This is a genomic window from Pseudomonas sp. (assembly GCF_033723075.1).
Taxonomy (GTDB): domain Bacteria; phylum Pseudomonadota; class Gammaproteobacteria; order Pseudomonadales; family Pseudomonadaceae; genus Aquipseudomonas.
Map to the genome: position 1 here is coordinate 1 of NZ_JAWVXU010000010.1, position 12,625 is coordinate 12,625.

Genomic DNA, 12,625 nt, shown 5'->3' on the forward strand with positions numbered 1-12,625 from the left:
ACGATAGCCGGCTTGAAGTGGCGATCTGTTCGAAGGCAGGGCGGTCCGGGCGGCGTTCCGTTAGGTGGTAGGGCGGCCTCGGAGCGCAGCGACAGCCCGCCAGCTTTGTGCCGCGCCGGTGAACCAATGGTGCACTGCCTGCGGCGAGTGACACCCTACTGATTGCGGGTTATGTCAGATCGTGCGTTCGGCGACGTTCCGTAGGGCGGCCTCGGAGCGCAGCGACAGCCCGCCAGTTTTTGTGCCGCGCCGGTAAACCAATGGTGCACTGCCTGCTGCGAGTTGCTCTGCGTGCCGCCGATGGGTATCGCTGCGCTCAACCGCATCCTACAAAGGCTCTGCAGTCACCAACCCGTAGGATGGCATTGAGCGAAGCGATACCCATCACTTCCGTAGTCCGATGTCCTGCCTCTCAGTGCAGCTTCAGGCGTGGCTCGGTGCTGCGGCCGATGCGGTCGCTGAGCATCAGCAGCATCGTGCGCAGCGGGCCGTACAGCGCCATCTGGTGCATGCGGTAGAGCGACACATAGAACACCCGCGCCAGCCAGCCCTCAAGCATCACGCTACCGGTGAGGTTGCCCATCAGGTTGCCGATCGCAGAAAAAGTCGACAGCGAAATCAGCGAGCCGTAGTCGCGGTAACGGTACTCCGGCAGGGCCTGGCCCTGGCCGTCGACGCGCAGTTTCAGCGACTTGGCCAGCAGCGAGGCTTGCTGGTGAGCGGCTTGGGCGCGTGGCGGCACGTTGCGGCCTTCGCTGCCGGGTTGCGGGCAGGCGGCGCAGTCGCCGAAGGCGAAGATATTGTCGTCGCGGGTGGTTTGCAGGGTAGGGCGCACCTGCAGCTGGTTGATCCGGTTGCTTTCCAGGCCGTCGAGGTCCTTGAGGAAGCCGGGCGCGCGAATTCCCGCGGCCCAGACCTTGAGGCTGGCGGTGATGGTGTCGCCCTGGGCGGTGAGCAGGGCATCGCGGGTCACCTGGCTGACCGAGGCGTTGGTCATGACCGTGACGCCGAGGCTTTCCAGGGTCTTGTGCACGGGCTTGCCGATCCGCTCCGGCAGCGCCGGCAGCACCCGTGGTCCGGCTTCGATCAGGGTGATGCGCATGTTTTCCGGGTGGATGCTGTCCAGGCCGTAGGCCGCCAGTTGATGCGCCGCATGGTGCAGCTCGGCGGCCAGTTCCACGCCCGTGGCGCCGGCGCCGACGATGGCCACGTTGATCAGCTCGGTGGTATCGCTCTGGCTGGCGTGGGCGCGCAGATAGTGACTGAGCAACTGGCTGTGGAAGCGCTCGGCCTGTTCGCGGGTGTCGAGGAACAGGCAGTGTTCGGCGGCGCCGAGGGTGCCGAAATCATTGGTGGTGCTACCGACCGCGATCACCAGGCTGTCGTAGCCCAGTTGCCGCTCGGGCACCAGCACCTCGCCATGCTCGTCGAGCGTCGCGCTGAGGGTGATGCGCTGTTCGGCGCGCTCGAGCCCGGTCATGCGCCCGAGCTGGAACTCGAAGTGATTCCACTTGGCCTGGGCCACGTAGTTCAGCTCGTCCTCCGAAGAGTTCAGCGAACCGGCGGCCACCTCATGCAGCAGCGGTTTCCAGATATGCGTCAGGTTGGCGTCGACCAGGGTGACTTTGGCTTTGCCGCGTTTACCCAGAGTTCTACCCAGACGGGTAGCAAGCTCCAGGCCGCCGGCGCCGCCGCCGACGATCAGGATTCGATGGGACATGGATCACTCTCACAAGGCTTGGAAAAAAATTCGTCGAGTCTTGCTGGGCGAGCGCGAAGCAGCTCATAGCACCAGGCGACTCAGGAGGCGGCTCAGCAGGCCCATGGCGATCACTACGCCGACAATGATCAGCAGCAAGCGCCACACCTTGAAGGGTTGGCGCTCGACTTGATGCTGCGGGGCACTCAGGTACTGGTCGACGCGTTTTTGATCGTCGGGACTCAGGCGGCTGGACATAGGAACCTCGAGGGATCAGACCGTGGGAAAACACTGCGGTTCTCGGCCGGTCTGTGGGTGGTGGCTATTTTAGGGTCTGTTGCCATTTCGATGCTAGCCGCGTTGCTGCGCCAAATGGTGCCAGGGAAGGCACAGGGCGCCGGTAATGGTCGCTCCCTTGCCAAGCCCTGCAACGCCGCCTGGCGCCATTTGCCGCGCAACCCGAAGGGACGGGCCTGTTTTTGCGCGGTGCTGCGTTTCTCGTCGCTGATTTGGAACAACCAAACTACGCTCCTCGAGCCTTGCTCCGCGCAAAAACAGGCTCCGTCGCGGCCGCATCGAAACGGCAACAGACCCTACGCCGCGGCGTTCACAAAGGCTCAACGTACAGGTCGTCATTCAGGCGAATAATGCCACCTTGCAGTACCCGGGCGGTGATGCCGCCGTGCCCGCGCACCGCCTGGAAAGTACCCGATCCCAGGCGCTCTTCGAGCCGCGCGCAGGGTTGGCACCAGCCGGTGGTTTCCAGCACGGCCTGGCCGATGCGAAAGCGCCGGCCCTTGAGGCTGAACAGGTTGATGCCGCTGATGGCGATATTACGGCGCAGGTCTTGTGGCTGGGTAGGCTGCGTGGTGGGGCGGCCGAGCAGGGCGCCGATCACTGCCAGGTGTTCCCACTGGATCAGGGTGACCTGCCGCGCATTGCGTGGTCCGGGGCGGCTGTGGTCGCCGGTCAGGCCGGCTTCGCGGCGCGCCTCCACCGCATCCAGTTCGAGCATGGCGCCGCGCGAGGTGGGGCGTACGCCGATCCAGCGTACCTGGCCCCGTTGCGGCACGGTGGCGAGCAGTTCTTGTAGTGGGCTCATTGGCCTCTCGTATGCTGCGCAAGGTGAGCCGGATTGCCGGGCGTCGCAGTGTCTTGGGCCGTCACAGGCTGATCCCGACATCGAACAATACGCTGCGGCCGAGGTTGCTGCGCAGAAAATCCGGTGCGTCGGGGTGCGCGAACAGGACCCGGGCGAAGGTCGGGCCGACCAGCGACAGCGAGCGCCAGCCCTGGCGCAGGAACTCGGTGGGTGGCGGGAAGTGGCTGTTGAAGTCGGGTACGACGCGTTTCAGGCTGACGAACGCGAGCAGATCCAGTTCGCTGGGCTCGAGGCCGCGCTCGCTGTAGTTGTGGGCTTTCTTGCGCAGGGTCGGGGCCAGGCGTGCCTGCAGTTCGGTGGCCCCGATGCGCCGGGGTTTGGCCTCGCGGCGCACCAGTTGGCTGAGCGAGAAGGCGCTACGCCGCCGTTCCAGCTCGACGCGCCACTCATCGTTGAGGCGGCGGCCTTCGTCCAGCACGAAAAACACCTCGAAACTGGCATCACGAAACAGCACGTCCGGCGGCTCCTGCCCGGCCGCACTGAACTCCTCGAGCCGATGGCTGACGTTCAAGGCTTGCAGTAGGCGCTGGCACACCCAACGCTCACGCTCCCATTTGCGGGCATTGGAAAGGAACGCATTGGCCTGCTCGGCCTGGTGCGTGAGCAGGCGCAGATAGTCTGAATCATCCATGCATACAGCTTAGCTCGCCGTCATGGCGGCTTGGTACCCCCTTGCATGACGGCCTTGTTCTGCTCCGCAGGAAAACGATCAGTGCGGTATCTGCTGCTCTTGTGGGAGGGCCCGGGCGGCGTTCCGTGACCTCGGCGCGATGCTTTTTTGTTGGCTATGTACCTGTTAGCTGTTGCATGAAGTCGGCACTGTAGGAGTTCATCCGTCGTCTTCGACGCCGCGCTGTCGCGCAGCAAACTGGAGGCAATCGCGTCTGTCGGCTTGCGGGTACCTGTAGGAGCGGGCCATGCCCGCGATGGGTTTCGCGGGCATGGAACTAGGCGTCCCCCCCCGCTCCTACATAAATCGTCATAGCCAATAAAATCAATGATATACGGGTTCTTTGATGAGGGCGGCGGACGTCCAGTTCCATGTCCACCATCGCCGCGGGGCGCGTGACCCAGATGGATGTGGGAAATGCCGCGAGCCCGTCGGCGACCTCATTTGAGGGAGGTAGGAAAAATGTCGGGAGCATTTTCGAGTACGGGCGCGGCCCTCCTGCAGGGGAGTGTGCTGTCTGCTGCCCTTGTGGGAGGGCCCGGGCGGGGCGGGGGTCAGGCGCCCTTGAGTCTGCGCAGGTTGCCGATCACCGATTCCAGCGCCCGGTCGAACAGTAGTGCGTCGTCGAGCAGGCGGATGGCCTTGCGGCGAAATTCCACGGCCAGGCCCGTGCGGGTTTTTTCCAGCACTTTCATGCCGGTGCGGTTGACGAAGATGTACTTGCCCGTCGGCTTGATCACCGCCGCCAGCTTGCAGCGCAGCTTGTGTTCCTCGTCTTCCTGAAACTCCACCCAGCTGCCTACCCGCAGGTTAGCCACCTGCAGCAGGGCTTCATCGTCATCCGCCAGGCTGATTTCGGGTTCGCTCGCGCTGGTTTGACCCGGGGCCAGCAGCACGATCTCTTCGATCACCTCGATCATCGCCGGCCCGTCCAGTTCTGCCGCTGGCGGCAGTTCCTGCGGGAGCGGTTCGGCGCCGGCCTCAGCCAGGGCGACACGCGCCTCGGCGTCGATCTCGAGTCCGGCCGGCTCCTCGGGCCGAGCCTTCTCGGCGGCGGGCATGGCCCGTTTGAAACGCTGGAAAGCCTGCACATGCAGGGCCTCCAGCTGACTGAAAAACTCGCCGGTGGAGAACGGATCGAACGCCGCGCTGGCCATGCCTTCGCGCAGCGCCTTGAGCAGACCCGGCACCAGCTCGAGCAAGCGCAGACGCGCCTCCGGATCCTCGTGGGCTTGTGCACTCCAGACCAGGTCATCCATGGTCGCCAGTGCGCTCTGCCACTCGGGCGAGTCGACGCCATGCTTGAGGCAGGTGAGCATCAACACCTTGCTCCACGCCTCCTGCAGCAGGCGCACCACCACTTCGGGCAGGCGCTTGCCCAGCAAACGCTCATTCAGCGCCAGCTCGACCTGGCGCCGAGCCAGCTCAGCCCTGGCGCTGCCTTCCTCCGCATCGCGAGTACGTTGCTCCAGCAGTTCGCTGCGCCGCCGCTCATTGCCGGTAAAGGCGAGAAAGTCCGCCAGCAGTTCGGAAAAGATCAGCGGGTCATCGACAAAGTCGTTGAGCAGGCGCTGCACCACCTGTTCGATCTTCTGGTACAGGCTGTCGCGCTGGGTGTCGTCCTGCTCGCCCCAGCCCAGGGCGGCGGAGGCGATTTCATTGAGCAGGCGCCGGGCCGGGTGGCTGCCGCGGCTGAAAAAGGTCTTGTCCAGCACCGCAACCTTGAGCATCGGAATCTGCAGGCGCGCGATCAGGGCTTTCAGCGAATCCGGCAGGGTGCGGTCATCGAGGATGAATTCGAACAGCATCGACACCAGATTGATCACGTCCTCATCCACCTCGCCGACCACGCGGGCCTTGCCGCTCCTGGCGCTGGCGCGGCTGAGCAGCTGTTCGAGTTGCTCGCGTAGATCGAAATCATCGCTGGCCTGCGCCGGTGAATGCTGTTGCATATGGGAGAGCAGGCGCAGCAGATCCCGGCTGGTGATCGGCAGCGCATCGTCCGGCATCTCGCGCCGTGGCATGGCGCTGCCGCGCACCTGCGCAAGCAGTTCCTGCAGTGCCACGAAAACTTCCTGTACGCCGTCGCCGGCATGCTCGCCAGCACTGCCGTCCGTCTGTTCGGTAGCGGCGCGCGCAGCCGTCCCGGGGCGTTCCGGGTTGCGCCGCGCCGGCGCCGACTTCAGCTCAGGCAGCACGCCTGCAGCGACCAGAAGCTGGTTGGCCTCGGCATAAAGCTGATCGAGATCGGCCAATACATATTTTTCGAACAGCTTGAGGATGATCAGCTTGACCTTGATCTCCACCCCCAGGCTGCTGCACGCCTCGAGGAAGGCCTCACAGAGCGCAGTGGGGCCGAGCGGGTTGGTTTTGTCGTCGAGTTTCTTGCTGACCATGGCATTCAGGCGCGTGGTCAGGTGGCCGACCCCCATGCTGTCCCGGCTCATCACCTTGGCCACCATGGCATCCAGCGCCACGGACTCTTCCAGTTCATCGTGCTGCACCAGCGCCAGGCTGTCGAACGAGAGAGCGTCCAGTGACGGCTTGCCGATCTCGTATTGATTGAGGGTGGCAAAAGGCTCGAAAACTGCTTGCAGGAAGGCGCGCTCGATATTCTTGCGCTTCAGGCGCAGATCGCGCATGGCTTCGAAGAACGCGTTCTGCTCGGCATTGCTGGTCGCCCGATCCGCCATCTCGAACAGCGTATCGTCGGCATTGTCGAAGAGGATTTGCAGGGACTGTTTGAGCCGCTGCGCAGCCTTGTCGCGTAGGTGAATGAGCGCCACGGGCAGTCTTCCTACCGGTGAAGTGGGCGATTGCTCTGCAGCCACCTTGTTCAGGTGCACCACGTTCGCGTCAGTCTTCATTGCGACTCTCCTGCAGACTGCCCCTGCCTGGGCCAATCGATCTGCATGGCAACCAACCGAGCGTCATCCCTAACGTCAAACTTATGGCGTCAATATTTATAGAAGGTAAAGTCATTATAGGGTTGTCGCGTCCAGCCCAAACAGACTTTTCCTGCGGATATGACACAGGTCACAGATATAAAGCACCAGCCTCGCGCCGACGAGCAGAACCCGACAAACGCAATCATTCGGGCAAATACCCCGGCAATCTGCCCGAATGATTACACAGGGTTTATTTCAACTACGCGATCCGTAGGCTGGTGCGGGCTGCGCCTCCGACCGGCCCCTAGCAGGCCGTTGAAAAACGTAGACGAGGCAGGCGAGACAAGGCAAAAACGGCCGCAACGTAGCGCAGCGCAGTAACAGCCGCAGGCTGGCCCCGAAGGGGTGAGCGTAGCGAATCAAAAGCGCAGTTTACGTGCTGTAAATGAGCATTTTGACTGGGCTCGCACGCGAGGCCGTTTTTAACGCAGTGTTGCCAACGCAGGTGGTTTTTCAACGGCCTGCCAGCAATCTCGCTGCACCCGCCCTTGGCAATCCCTATAATCGCCCGACCCTGACAGTGGAGCCCACCATGCCGAACCTAACCCTCGCCGACCTGACTGCCGAAATCGAGGCCAATGTTCGTCGCGCGCTGACCGAGGATATTGGTAGCGGAGATATCACCGCACAACTGATCCCCGCCGAGCGCCTGGCCCACGCCACCATCATCACCCGCGAAGCCGCGGTGATCTGCGGCACCTCTTGGGTCGACGCGGTGTTTCGCCGGCTCGACCCGCGCGTCGCCGTGCACTGGCAGGTGCGCGACGGCGAGCGCGTCAACCCCAACCAGGCCCTGTTCCACCTCGAAGGCCCGGCCCGCGCCCTGCTCAGCGGCGAGCGCAGCGCCCTGAATTTCCTCCAGACCCTGTCTGCCGTCGCCACCCGCTGCCAGCATTACGCCGACCTGGTGCAAGGCACCGCGGTCAAACTGCTTGACACCCGCAAGACCCTGCCCGGCCTGCGCCTGGCGCAGAAATACGCGGTCACCTGCGGCGGCTGCCACAACCACCGCATCGGCTTGTTCGACGCCTTCCTGATCAAGGAAAACCACATCGCCGCCTGCGGCGGCATCGTCGAAGCCGTGCAAGCCGCACACAGGATCGCCCCCGGCAAGTCGGTGGAAGTCGAAGTGGAAAGCCTGGAAGAACTGCAACAAGCCCTCGACGCCGGCGCCGACATCATCATGCTCGACGAACTGTCGCTGGACGACATGCGCCAGGCGGTGGCCATCACCCAGGGTCGCTCCAAGCTGGAAGCCTCGGGCGGCGTCAATGAAAGCACCCTGCGCAGCATTGCCGAAACCGGCGTCGACTACATCTCGATCGGCACCCTGACCAAGGATGTGAAAGCGGTGGATTTGTCGATGCGCCTGAGCTTGTAAGCAGTCAGGTCGCGGCAAACGGCGCGGGCCTCAGGTCAGAATTTGTCCCGCCCCGACCATGTGCTACCTTGTACACAAACACGCACTAGGGATAATTGCCATGTCCACCACAATGACCATCCGCCTGGAGGAAGACACCAAGGCTCGCCTGGACGCCCTGGCCGGAGCGACCAACAGGAGCAGGTCTTTTCTGGCTGCAGAAGCTATTCGCGAGTACATCGCGCTAAACGAATGGCAGATCGGGGAAATCCAAAGCGCATTCACCGAAGCCGATAATGGCGACTTCGCAAGCCCTGCCGAAGTAGAAGCGCTGCGCAACAAGTGGGGCGTGAATGCAGATTAAATGGCTACGGACGGCCCTGCGTAACCTGGACGAAGAAATCGCTTTCATTGCAGCTGAAGACCCGCAAGCAGCTCGACGCACCGCATCACGTATCCTTGCAGCAATCGCCCTGCTTGAAACCCAACCCGACCTTGGCCGCCCCGGCCGAGTCCCCGGCACTCGGGAGTTAGTAGTGCTCGATTCTCGCTACCTGATCCCCTACCGCGTGAATCGCCAAATCATAGAGATACTGCGGGTATTTCATACCTCACGGAGCCTGTCGCAACGCTGGTAAGCAGTGCAGCAACCCACCCGAATCCACAATCGGTTGATGGGTATCGCTGCGCTCAAGCCTGCGCGGCCCGCCACATCCTACAAAAGCCCTGCGGCCGCAGTCTCAGGCCGGGATTTTGTTTGGTGGGGATGGCTCGAGGGTTGGGGCGGGTTGGGGTTTGCGGGCGGCGTCGTCGAGGATTTTGAAGAACACGCTTTCCAGCGACACCGCCGGCTTTACCCCCAGCAGGTGGCCGCCGGCCTGGTTGAGCTGGGCGATGAAGGCTGGCAGCGCGACCTGGGTCAGTTCGCATTCGAACTCGCCGTCGCGCAATGGGCGGGCGCCGGGGGCGATGGCGTGTGCGGCGTTGAAGCGCACCAGCAGGTAATCGGCGCGTTCGGCGGCCAGTTCGCGCGGCGAGCGCACGGTCAGCAGTTCGCCCTTGTTGATAAAGCCGAAGCGGTCGGCGATGCGTTCGACGTCGTGCAGCACATGGGAGGTGAAGAAGATCGCGCCGCCCTGGTGCTTGTATTCGTTGAGGATATCCACCACATCCTTGCGTCCGACCGGGTCGAGGCCGGACAGCGGCTCGTCGAGCACCAGCAACCTGGGCTGCACCACCATGGCATGGGCCAGCGCCACGCGCTGCACCGTGCCCTTGGACAGCTCGCGGATACGCCGGTTGGCTGAGGCGCCGATGGAGAAGCGCTCCAGCCAGTTCAGGCACCAGGCCTTCTCGTCCGCCCGGCGGATGCCGTACATGGACAAGGCCATGCGCAGAATTTCCAGTGGGGTGAACTGCTCGTACAGCGCCGGGGCTTCCGGCACGTAGGCCACGCCCTGGCGCGCCTCGGCCTGGCGCGCGCAGGTGCCGTACAGGCTAACCCGGCCCTGGTAGTCGTTGATGATGTCGAGCATGACCTTGATGGTGGTCGACTTGCCGGCGCCGTTGGGCCCGACGAAGCCGAATACCTCGCCCTCGGCCAGGCTGAAGCTGACATCGCGTAGCGCCTGCACCGCTTTGCCCTTGACGCGAAAGGTCTGGCTGACGCCCTGAAATTCCAGTGCAGCACTCACGACTGATCCTCCATGCCGGCGATCTTCATTTTCTTCAAGATAATTTGCCCCTCGCGCAACTCGTAGCCGAGCCTGAGCGGGTCCTCCGGCAAGGCCGGCAATAGCCCGGCTTCGACCAGTTGCTCGAGCCTTTCCAGCGCACCGTTTTTCGCCTCGAAACGCCGTTGCGCCTCGCGCAGGGTAACCAGACCTTGCAGGCGAACGACACGTTTGTCGAGCATGTCGTACAGCTTGGGATCGCTGGCGGCGTCGCGTTGTTGAATCAGGTAATCCAGGGCTAGCTTTTCATCGGCGAAGGTTTCCGTTTGCAGCATCACCGCCAGCTTGCGCAGGTTTGCGGCATTCTCCGGCGAGCGCTGCGCGCCTAATTCGAGTACGCGCTGCGCCTCGGCGAAATCGCGCTGGAAGAACGCCAGGTTGATGCCATAGAAAAACGCCGGAACAAAGTCCCAGGTACGGCACTGCACCGCCGCACGCAGCACCTGATTGCCCTCGCTGACCGCCCCGCCCCAGGTGAGCAGGCCGTTGGCCAGGTAATAGTTGTCTTCGTGACAGCCATTCAGCTGCGCGACGACCTGCTGTGCACGGATCAGATAGTTGGTATCGCTCTGCCCGTCGTCCATGCCAGTGGCGGCCAGGCGCATGGCTTCCAGATCGGCGGCGAGAAAGCGATCGCCGCCATACAGCGCCAGCAGGATCGGTGCGGCGATCACTACCCGATCCTGCACCTGCGGCTGTACGACCGGCAACGGCTGCTGGGCGCGCCAAAAGGCGATACCGGCGAAGACAGCAAAGCCCAGCATAGCCAGCAACAGGGGCGCATAGCGACTGCGCATATCAGGCAAACCGCTTGCGTTGCAGCGCCCAAACTGCCAGCGCCAACAGAGCGACCACATAAGCCAGGCTGGAGAGCAGCAGCCAGGACCAGTCGGCGGGGAGGAAGTCCATGCTGCCGTATAGGGCGACCATGCGTACATCCAGCGCCCCCAAGTCCGGCAGCAGATAACCGAGTAGGCCAACGCCCGCACGGTAGCTCTCGGCATCGCCGACCACCCAAGTGTCACGACTGAGCAGCTCGACGATGGCGGCGAAGGAACGCGCCACCAGCATAAAGCCGAAGGTGCCGATCAAAACGAAGCTGGGGGTCGAGGCGACCACGGCGAGCAAGCAGGCCAGCGCCGTCAGCAGCAGCAGATCCAACCCGACAAAGGCAATGCTGACCAGGTAGTGCATGTCCAGCGCCACCGGGGTGCCCTGCGCGTAACCCTGGCCGACCAACCCGACCAGCAGCGCCAGCAACAACGCCATCGCCAGCAACAGGCCAAGGGTCAAGGCAGCAACGGCAAGAAAACGACCGAGCAACAGCTTATGCCGTGGACGCGGATAGGTCAGGGAATTGAGGAAATAGCGCTGGTCGAACTCGCGGGAGAGCAGCTCCTGGGTCATCAGCACCAGCACCAGCGGCAAGAGCAGGCGCATTACCGACAGGCCGATATCCAGCGCTACTGTGGCAGGCTGGCGGCCACTGAACTGGGCGGCCAGCAGCACAGCCAGGGCCAGTACCAGCAATGAACAGCCCGCCAGCCAGAGATAGTGGGCGCGCAAGGCCAGGCGAATTCCGGCCAAAAAATCAGGGGAATACAACATAAGCGGTCATCAGAAATTCATAAGGAGGTAAAAGCACTATCGCAAACGGTAAATAGATAGTCGGCGCCACTCAAGCCTACTGAGCTGCCACTATTTCAATAAAAACTATAATTGCGGCACATCACGAAAGCTCCTTTAGCGAAAACATACACAACAGAAAAATTTGACTTACAGAGCATTTTATTAGCCAAGAAAATTAAAAGAAAATCGACTCCAAGCCCCACTCTCTAATTAAATTTCACAACCAACAAGCCGTTACAAAAATCGCTCGACATTATCGCTTTGCTGCAGCTAACACGCTAATAGAATTCTTAACATCAGCCACCGCATTAAGATCATTCGACTTAGCCCTTGCCTCAATAAATAATGGCGCAGCTAAGGAAGCAAGAACCCCAATAATAACTACAGCAATCATTAGTTCTATCAGAGTGAAACCTTTGGCGTAGCCACCCATAGCTGATACCGTTCCCAGTCCAACTCTAGACTGCCTTAAAAAGGGGAGAAAATACCCTTTTTAAGGCAATCATTTGCCTTATATGCCAGCTGCAGTTTCCGCCTCAGCAGTGGTCACTGCACCGGTACCTGTGCAGCCTTCGGCAGCGACACCAGCAACACGCCCACCGCTGGTGCTCGCAACATATGCAACACCCGCATCAGCAGTATAAGTGCCGACAGTAGTGGAAGTGCCTACCGCTTCGCAACCTGCGACATAGCCTGTTGCGTCTGTGGCAAGGCTAGGATCGCAATCAAAAGTAACTGTTTTACGGCCACTAGGGTGACATGCTGCCACTGCTATCACATTGTCCGTGGTATCACAGGCATAAGCACCAACAACACCACTAGACAAATTAATAGTAACCGGCTCAGACAACAGCGAACAGTCAGCGGCCGTATTAGTAATGGATTCGCCTGACACTATTGCAGTACCGGCATCATCAGTCGCAAAAGCAACCCCAGAAATCGCTAAACTCAGCAATACACCAAACTTGATGCTTTTCATAATTTTCTCCTGGAAGCAATTAAAGCGAATCAACGCTGCGCGGCCGACATGACAGTAATGCTGTTTTTGGTATCAGCACTGGCAGTAGAGTCATTTGCCTTTGCCCGATACTCGTTGAACTGCGGAATGGCGATAGCGGCCAAAATACCGATGATCGCGATTACAATCATCAGTTCGATCAGGGTAAAACCTTTTTGTTTCTTGAGAGACTTCATGGACAAGCTCCTATTATGGTTAAGGTCGTTGACCTGAGCATGACAAAGCAGATGGCGTGCCAACTCGGCAGAACTCGCTGCACATGGGTTTTCCCGCTACTCACCACTAACCGCCCGCTCCCAGCACGGCAACTACTGACGTTTTTTGTCAGGCGCGACTGCTGCACTTGGGCTTGGCGCGCGATTAGGCTATAAGTCAGCAGCATCCGCCTCCCTTCAATTAGCAGGCT

General features: G+C 61.5%; 14 protein-coding genes. 3 read left to right on the forward strand and 11 right to left on the reverse strand.

The features are described 5' to 3' along the window. Positions 1 to 412 precede the first annotated feature (412 nt). The 5 genes from R3355_RS13120 to R3355_RS13140 form a co-directional block, all read right to left on the reverse strand. Positions 413 to 1,720 carry an NAD(P)/FAD-dependent oxidoreductase gene (locus tag R3355_RS13120; RefSeq protein ID WP_318961577.1) on the reverse strand — a complete coding sequence of 436 codons (1,308 nt, stop codon included), beginning with the start codon at positions 1,718 to 1,720 and terminating at the stop codon, positions 413 to 415. A 63-nt stretch (positions 1,721 to 1,783) separates the two neighbouring features. Then, on the reverse strand, positions 1,784 to 1,957 hold the full coding sequence (locus R3355_RS13125) for a DUF3094 family protein (protein WP_172143889.1): 174 nt from the start codon (positions 1,955 to 1,957) through the stop codon (positions 1,784 to 1,786). A 349-nt stretch (positions 1,958 to 2,306) separates the two neighbouring features. Then, entirely contained in the window at positions 2,307 to 2,801 is a 495-nt protein-coding gene (locus tag R3355_RS13130) for an MOSC domain-containing protein (RefSeq protein ID WP_318961578.1), read from the reverse strand. 61 nt (positions 2,802 to 2,862) lie between these two features. After that, entirely contained in the window at positions 2,863 to 3,492 is a 630-nt protein-coding gene (locus tag R3355_RS13135) for a DUF1780 domain-containing protein (protein WP_318961579.1), read from the reverse strand. Positions 3,493 to 4,085: 593 nt separating this feature from the next. Further along, a complete protein-coding gene (locus tag R3355_RS13140) occupies positions 4,086 to 6,398 on the reverse strand; it encodes a DUF1631 domain-containing protein (protein WP_318961580.1) in 2,313 nt (770 codons plus the stop codon). A 613-nt stretch (positions 6,399 to 7,011) separates the two neighbouring features. Here R3355_RS13140 and nadC point away from each other — a divergent pair. The 3 genes from nadC to R3355_RS13155 all read left to right on the forward strand — a co-directional run bounded on the left by nadC (position 7,012) and on the right by R3355_RS13155 (position 8,477). After that, positions 7,012 to 7,860 (forward strand): carboxylating nicotinate-nucleotide diphosphorylase, encoded by an 849-nt coding sequence (gene nadC, locus R3355_RS13145; protein WP_318961581.1) that lies wholly within the window; start codon positions 7,012 to 7,014, stop codon positions 7,858 to 7,860. A gap of 100 nt (positions 7,861 to 7,960) precedes the next feature. Further along, positions 7,961 to 8,203 carry a CopG family ribbon-helix-helix protein gene (locus R3355_RS13150; protein ID WP_318961582.1) on the forward strand — a complete coding sequence of 81 codons (243 nt, stop codon included), beginning with the start codon at positions 7,961 to 7,963 and terminating at the stop codon, positions 8,201 to 8,203. Then, entirely contained in the window at positions 8,193 to 8,477 is a 285-nt protein-coding gene (locus tag R3355_RS13155) for a type II toxin-antitoxin system RelE/ParE family toxin (RefSeq protein ID WP_318961583.1), read from the forward strand. Before R3355_RS13150 ends, R3355_RS13155 begins: the two co-directional genes overlap by 11 nt. 102 nt (positions 8,478 to 8,579) lie before the next feature. Here R3355_RS13155 and R3355_RS13160 read toward each other — a convergent pair whose 3' ends face one another. From R3355_RS13160 to R3355_RS13185, 6 genes are all read right to left on the reverse strand, one after another. Next, complete coding sequence (locus R3355_RS13160; protein ID WP_318961584.1) at positions 8,580 to 9,533, reverse strand: ABC transporter ATP-binding protein; 954 nt, start codon at positions 9,531 to 9,533, stop codon at positions 8,580 to 8,582. Further along, entirely contained in the window at positions 9,530 to 10,369 is an 840-nt protein-coding gene (locus R3355_RS13165) for a hypothetical protein (RefSeq protein ID WP_318961585.1), read from the reverse strand. Before R3355_RS13165 ends, R3355_RS13160 begins: the two co-directional genes overlap by 4 nt. Before the next feature lies 1 nt (position 10,370). Beyond that, positions 10,371 to 11,180: an ABC transporter permease gene (locus tag R3355_RS13170; protein WP_318961586.1), complete on the reverse strand. Its 810-nt coding sequence runs from the start codon at positions 11,178 to 11,180 to the stop codon at positions 10,371 to 10,373. A gap of 274 nt (positions 11,181 to 11,454) precedes the next feature. Then, on the reverse strand, positions 11,455 to 11,634 hold the full coding sequence (locus R3355_RS13175; protein ID WP_318961587.1) for a prepilin-type N-terminal cleavage/methylation domain-containing protein: 180 nt from the start codon (positions 11,632 to 11,634) through the stop codon (positions 11,455 to 11,457). A 78-nt stretch (positions 11,635 to 11,712) separates the two neighbouring features. Then, positions 11,713 to 12,180: a hypothetical protein gene (locus tag R3355_RS13180; RefSeq protein WP_318961588.1), complete on the reverse strand. Its 468-nt coding sequence runs from the start codon at positions 12,178 to 12,180 to the stop codon at positions 11,713 to 11,715. Positions 12,181 to 12,209: 29 nt separating this feature from the next. Continuing rightward, on the reverse strand, positions 12,210 to 12,395 hold the full coding sequence (locus R3355_RS13185; RefSeq protein WP_318961589.1) for a prepilin-type N-terminal cleavage/methylation domain-containing protein: 186 nt from the start codon (positions 12,393 to 12,395) through the stop codon (positions 12,210 to 12,212). Positions 12,396 to 12,625: the final 230 nt, after the last annotated feature.

Coding starts and splice junctions, on each gene's coding strand:
- R3355_RS13120 (WP_318961577.1), bottom strand. CDS start 1,720: ATGTCCCATCGAATCCTGATCGTCGGCGGCGGCGCCGGCGGCCTGGAG.
- R3355_RS13125 (WP_172143889.1), bottom strand. CDS start 1,957: ATGTCCAGCCGCCTGAGTCCCGACGATCAAAAACGCGTCGACCAGTAC.
- R3355_RS13130 (WP_318961578.1), bottom strand. CDS start 2,801: ATGAGCCCACTACAAGAACTGCTCGCCACCGTGCCGCAACGGGGCCAG.
- R3355_RS13135 (WP_318961579.1), bottom strand. CDS start 3,492: ATGGATGATTCAGACTATCTGCGCCTGCTCACGCACCAGGCCGAGCAG.
- R3355_RS13140 (WP_318961580.1), bottom strand. CDS start 6,398: ATGAAGACTGACGCGAACGTGGTGCACCTGAACAAGGTGGCTGCAGAG.
- nadC (WP_318961581.1), top strand. CDS start 7,012: ATGCCGAACCTAACCCTCGCCGACCTGACTGCCGAAATCGAGGCCAAT.
- R3355_RS13150 (WP_318961582.1), top strand. CDS start 7,961: ATGTCCACCACAATGACCATCCGCCTGGAGGAAGACACCAAGGCTCGC.
- R3355_RS13155 (WP_318961583.1), top strand. CDS start 8,193: ATGCAGATTAAATGGCTACGGACGGCCCTGCGTAACCTGGACGAAGAA.
- R3355_RS13165 (WP_318961585.1), bottom strand. CDS start 10,369: ATGCGCAGTCGCTATGCGCCCCTGTTGCTGGCTATGCTGGGCTTTGCT.
- R3355_RS13170 (WP_318961586.1), bottom strand. CDS start 11,180: ATGTTGTATTCCCCTGATTTTTTGGCCGGAATTCGCCTGGCCTTGCGC.
- R3355_RS13175 (WP_318961587.1), bottom strand. CDS start 11,634: ATGGGTGGCTACGCCAAAGGTTTCACTCTGATAGAACTAATGATTGCT.
- R3355_RS13180 (WP_318961588.1), bottom strand. CDS start 12,180: ATGAAAAGCATCAAGTTTGGTGTATTGCTGAGTTTAGCGATTTCTGGG.
- R3355_RS13185 (WP_318961589.1), bottom strand. CDS start 12,395: ATGAAGTCTCTCAAGAAACAAAAAGGTTTTACCCTGATCGAACTGATG.